General features: G+C 72.5%; 5 protein-coding genes. 3 read left to right on the top strand and 2 right to left on the bottom strand.

The window, feature by feature from the left end; genetic code table 11:
- Positions 1-393 (bottom strand): MFS transporter (locus tag CCN51_RS49705; protein WP_143676183.1); only part of this gene is annotated, 393 nt, incomplete at its 3' end.
- Positions 394-508: 115 nt separating this feature from the next.
- Between CCN51_RS49705 and CCN51_RS49700 the strand changes: the two genes are divergently transcribed.
- From CCN51_RS49700 to CCN51_RS49690, 3 genes are all read left to right on the top strand, one after another.
- Complete coding sequence (locus tag CCN51_RS49700; protein WP_014173565.1) at positions 509-1,414, top strand: LysR family transcriptional regulator; 906 nt, start codon at positions 509-511, stop codon at positions 1,412-1,414.
- Between the two features lie 107 nt (positions 1,415-1,521).
- Positions 1,522-2,223 (top strand): glycoside hydrolase family 75 protein, encoded by a 702-nt coding sequence (locus CCN51_RS49695; RefSeq protein ID WP_014173566.1) that lies wholly within the window; start codon positions 1,522-1,524, stop codon positions 2,221-2,223.
- A gap of 197 nt (positions 2,224-2,420) precedes the next feature.
- Positions 2,421-4,367 carry an AMP-binding protein gene (locus CCN51_RS49690; protein ID WP_158104782.1) on the top strand — a complete coding sequence of 649 codons (1,947 nt, stop codon included), beginning with the start codon at positions 2,421-2,423 and terminating at the stop codon, positions 4,365-4,367.
- On the opposite strand, the gene CCN51_RS49685 is transcribed toward CCN51_RS49690, so the two are convergent.
- On the bottom strand, positions 4,297-5,512 hold a 1,216-nt coding region (locus CCN51_RS49685; RefSeq protein WP_143676182.1), incomplete at its 5' end, for an ATP-binding protein. The genes CCN51_RS49690 and CCN51_RS49685 overlap by 71 nt on opposite strands.

Raw genomic sequence — 5,512 nt, 5'->3', positions numbered from 1 at the left:
CGCGCCCTCACCGGCGCCGGCGCCGGTGAGGGCGCGGCCGCCGATGAGCACCGCGGCGTCGGGGGCGAGCGCGGACACCAGACAGCCGCCCGCGAAGAGCGCGAGGCCGGTGAGGAGCGTTCCCTTGCGGCCGCGCCGGTCGCCGAGCGCCCCGGCCGGTATCAACAGGCAGGCGAAGACGATGACGTACGCGTCGACGATCCACAGCAGTTGCGTGGAGGTGGGGTGCAGGGAGCTCGCGACCAGCTTGGGGATGGCCAGGTTGACGGCGGCGACCAGGGCGATGGTCAGGATGACGCAGGAGGACATCAGGGCCAGGACCGCGCCGGGGCGCGGCCGGCCGCGGTCCGGCGGCGCGGTGCGCACGGCGGTGGCGGTGGCGGTGGCGGACATGGGAGTACCTCGCGTTCACGGAGAAGAGGTGAAGTGCGGCGGCCGGCCGTCGACTTGTAACGTAGGCAGCCCGCGACTTAACCGCAAATGCAACTTATGCAAGGGATAAGTGCACATGACGCAAGCCAAGCTGGATCTGAACCTGATGGTCGCGCTCGACGCGCTGCTGACGGAGGAGAGCGTGAGCGGCGCCGCCCAGCGGCTGCATCTGTCCAGCCCGGCTATGAGCCGTACGCTCACCCGGATCCGCAAGGCGCTCAGCGATCCGGTCCTGGTGCGCTCGGGGCGGGCGATGGTGCCGACCCCGCGGGCGCTCGCGCTGCGCGCCGAGGTGCGGGAGATCGTCGAGCGGGCCCAGGCGGTCTTCACCCCCGTCGGCGCGCTCGAACCGGCCACACTGGAGCGCACCTTCACCCTGCTGGCCGACGACGCGCTGCTGACCCTCATCGGGATGCGGCTGTTGGAGCGGGTGCGGCGGCTGGCGCCGGGGGTCTGTCTGCGGCTGATCCCGGAGGGCCCCGGGGACTCGCTCGCGCTGCGCGAGGGCGGGGCCGATCTGGAGTTCGGGGTGATCAGCCGGCCCGCCCCCGAGACCCGTATCGAGGAGCTGTTCACCGATGACAACGTCGGCGTGGTGCGGCGCGGCCACCCGCTCCTGGACGAGGAGGTGACACCGGAGCGGTTCGCCGCCGCCGACCACATCACCCCGTCCCGGCGCGGCAGGCTGTACGGCCCGATCGACGAGCGGCTTGCGGAACTCGGGCTGCGGCGCCGGGTGGTCGCCTCGGTGCCCACCTTCTCGGCGGCGCTGATGGTGGCGGCGGGCACCGATCTGGTGGCGCGCGCCGCGCGGCGGCTGCCGGAACCGCAGGTCGGGCGGCTGGGGCTGGTCACCTTCGAGATCCCGCTGGAGCTGCCCCGGCTGCCGATCTGCCAGGCATGGCATCCGCGGTTCGAGGCGGATCCCGGACACATCTGGCTGCGTCGCTGCGTCCGTGAGATCGCCGGCGAGTTGGGGTGAGCGACCTGCGCGCGGAGGGCGATCCGCGCCTTCACTGTTGACATGATCTTATCAAGTCGCCACAGTGCAGGGGAGGTTAGGAAAGGTTCCTAACAAAGGGGTGTGTCATGCGTAAGCGACTCGCGTTCGCGCTCGCCGGCGCCGGTCTGCTGGCCGTGTCCGTCACCACGGGCGCCGGTGCCGCCACCCGGGGCCCGGCACCGGCCCCCAAGTCGGCCAATGAAGGCACGGTCACGGCGGCCCAGTTGCTCGCCAAGGTGCAGAGCTGTTCGCAGATATCCAACGGCAAGTACCGCACCGACGACGAAACCTCGGCCACCATCCCGGTCTGCGGCGCCAACGGGGCGGTCTTCTGGAAGGCCGATATGGACATCGACTGCGACGGCCAGGTCACCTCGCGGTGCAACGGGGACACCGACCCGTGGTTCCAGGACGACACGGCCTTCCACCAGTCGGACGGCAAGCCGCTCATCGCCGACAAGCTGCCGTACGTGGTGGTGCCGAGCACCAGCTCCATCTGGAACTACAGCCAGGCGGGCATCAAGGGCGGCGGCGTGGTCGCCGTCATCTACAACAACAAGGTGGAGTACGCGGTGGTCGGCGACACCGGCCCCACCAAGATAATCGGCGAGGCGTCGTATGCGACGGCCAACGCGCTGGGGATAGACCCCGACCCGGAGACCGGCGGAGCGGACTCGGGCGTGACGTACATCCTCTTCAAGAACTCCTCGGTCTCCCCCATCGAGAACCACGACAAGGCGGTCTCCGTGGGCGACGGCCTGGCCCAGCAGTTCATCCAGAACAACTGACCCATCCCCCGGCGCAACCACCGGCCACCGGTCCGGCGTGCCAGTGTGCGGAAGTGCGGCCCTGGGCATGATCACAGATCAGGCGCAGGGCCGATCCGACGACCGCCGGGGGACACGTCATGCCGCAGGAGCCGCCCACATCCAAGGATTCCGCCTCTCGCCCGCGGCGGTGCGTCCATCAGCTGTACGAGGACCACGTGCGCCGCACACCCGACGCGGTCGCCGTCATATCGGGTTCCCAGCAGCTGACGTACCGCCAACTGGACGAGCGCGCCAACCGGTTGGCCCGCCATCTGCGGGAGGCGGGCCTGCCCCGGGGCGGGCCGGTGGCGGTGTGCCTGGGCCGCGACGCGGAGGTCCTGACCGCGGTGCTCGGGGTGCTCAAGGCGGGCGGGGCGTATGTGCCCGTGGAGCCGAGCGCGCCACCGTCGGTGCTGCGGCAGGTCCTCGCGGACCCGGGGCTCTTCGCCGTGGTCACCTGGGAGTCGCTGCGGGTCATGGTGTCCGATACGGTCCGCTCGGGCCGGCCGGTGATCTGCCTGGACACCCAGGCCGAGGCCATCGCCGCCCGGTCCGGGGAACCGCTCGACGCCGGTGTCGGCATCTCGGATCTGGCGTGTGTCCTGTACACCTCCGGCACGGCCGGGCGGATGCCCCGGGGCGTGCTGATCGAACACCGCACTCTGGCGAGCGCCTATGAGGGGTGGCGGGTGGTGTACCGCCTCTCCCCCGCCGACCGCCATCTTCAGACGGCCGCTTCGGAGTTCGCCGGATTCACGGCCGACTGGGTCCGCGCGCTGTGCTCGGGCGGCACGCTGGTGCTGGCGGGCCGGGACGAGGACCTGGACCGGGCGGGCGACGCCGCCCCGCTGCACCGGTTGATCGTCGACCGGGCGGTCACCGTCGTGGCGTGCGACGTCCCCACCGTCCACGGCCTGCACCGGCATCTGCGGTCGCAGGGGGCGGACCTCGGGGACGTCCGGCTGATCGCTGTCTCGGGCGACAGCTGGTACCTGGACGAGCAGCAGGCCCTGCGCCGGACCCTGGGGCCGCATGTGCGGATCCTGAATGTCTACGGTGTGACCGAGGCCGCCGGATCGGGCGCGTACTTCGAACTGCCCGACCGGCCGGCGGTCACCGAACACCCCGAGCGCGTCTCGCCGATCGGCACGGCCTTCCCCGGCGCGGCCGTCGCGGTGCTCGGTCGGGGCGGGGCGCCCGCCGCCCGGGGCGCGCGGGGCGAACTCGGCGTCAAGGGCCCGGTCCTGGGCCGCGGCTATCGAGACGGCTCTGCGTTCAAGTCCGGTCAGTTCCTGCGCACCGGCGACCTCGGCCGGGTACGCGACGACGGAGGGCTCGAACACCTCGGCCGAGTGGCCTCGCACGCCGACGCCGAGGCGGTGCTGCGCGGGCATCCATCGGTCGGGGAGTGCCTGGTCACCACCATCGAATTCGGCAAGGGCCGGAAGACCCTGATCGCCTACGTCACCGCCGTCGAGGGTGGCGAGTTGGACTGGAGCGAACTCCGACTGTTCCTGTCCACCCGGCTGCCGTCCGCCCGGGCCCCGCAGACGCTGACCCAGGTGGCCGCACTGCCCAGAACGCGGTCCGGCAAGATCGACCGGAGCGGCGTTCCGCTGCCGGCGCAGCGCGACGCCACACGGCGCGCGCCGGGCGGGAAGGGGGCGCTGTCGGCCGACGGAGGTACAGGAGGCGACATATGGGGCGCCATCGCCGGGATCACGGTGTTCTTCTCCTTCCTGTCCTGGGTGCTCACCGACGCTCTGTGGCCGTATTCGACCGATCTGTCGCTGGTTCCCAACCCCTGGGCGGCGCTGTTCACCGGGCTGTACGTCTGTGAGTCGCTGGCCTTCGGGCTGGGGATGGCATTCCTGTTCTGCGCGCGGCCGTTGGTGGCCCGCCACGGGCGCTCCCCCGCCCTGACGAGCGCCGCGCACCTCGCGGTGGCCTGGCTGCTGATCGCGTGGTGGCCGCAGGACAACTACTACCGGCTCGCGGCCAAGACGGACTGGGCGCGGCAGGCAGCCCTCGTCTACGCCTTCAACATCACGCTCATGATCGCCGGCGCCGTGGTCGTCGCGTTCGTCGCGGCGAAGCCCCGGACGACGGACCTGATGCGCTGACGCCGGTTTCCAGGAACATCCGGCCCAGCGCCTCATTGGCCGAGCGCACCACCGCCTCCGCCGCGTCGAGGGCGCCCGACGTACGGGCCGCGAGCGCCACGCCCACATAGGGGTCCGGTTCGAAGGCCGCGGTCACCACGGTCGTCAACAGCGTCACCCCGAGCGAGCGGCACCGGAGGGACGCCTCGCCGAGGTGGTCGGCCAGCGCCGCGGCCGGGAGCCGGGCGCCCAGCGGCAGCCGGTCCAGGGTCCGTACGAGGGGAAGGCCGCCCTGGAGCCGGGCCAGCCTGGCCTGGATCATGAACGCCACGGCCGGGCCGGTGAGCCTGAGGTTGATCTCGACGGGGGCGAGCCGACCGGCGCGGTCCATGACGAAGTCGACGTCGTACCAGCCCCGGTAGCCCTCGGCGGCCAGGGCCCCGCCCACGGCCGCCGCGAACCGCTCGGCGACCCCGGCGGGCGCGTCAGGGACGGTCCCCGGGCCGACCGTGACCCCCTGGTAGCTCGTGCCGTCGATGTCCATCACGCCCACGCCGACGGGGTGGACGGCGCCCTTGTCGTCGACGACGGCGTCGAAGGTCAGGTTCCGCAGCGGGCCGGAGCCGTGGACATACTCCTCGATCAGCACGGCGCCCCGGGCCAGGCGTTTGGCCAGGGCCCGGGCGCCGCCGGCCTCGGCGATCTGGCCGGGCGTCACCACGGTGGTGCCGTAGCCGCCCACCCCGTACTCGGCCTTCACCACCACCGTGGCCCCGGCGGCGGCACGGGCGGCCAGCGCGCGGGCGGTCTCGCGACGCGATGTCAGGCGCTCCTGCGCGGGGACGACGATGCCGGGGTGGGCCGGGGCGAGCGTGCGGAACAGCCGGTGGGCTGCCGCCTTGGACTCATAGCGGCGCGTCACGCGCAGCGCCTGGCCCAGGCCGTCCGGCCCGACATCGGACCCGGACCCGGCCGTCGGCTCAGGTGGGGCGAGCAGCCCCTCGGACTCCGGAGTGCGGCCCCAGGTGATCACCGGCAGCCCGGACCGCCGGATCCGCTCCAGCAGCGCGGGCCTGGAGTGGCAGGACATTGCAGTGTACGGCGCGGTCGCGGGGGAGGACGGCGGGGTGGTGGAGGGGCTGCGGTCCAGGCCCGCGCTGCTGGAG

The organism is Streptomyces milbemycinicus, assembly GCF_002154605.1.
GTDB classification, from domain to species: Bacteria; Actinomycetota; Actinomycetes; order Streptomycetales; family Streptomycetaceae; genus Streptomyces; species Streptomyces milbemycinicus.
Note: the sequence above shows the minus strand (reverse complement) of the source record. Positions and strands in the feature narration are given on the sequence as shown.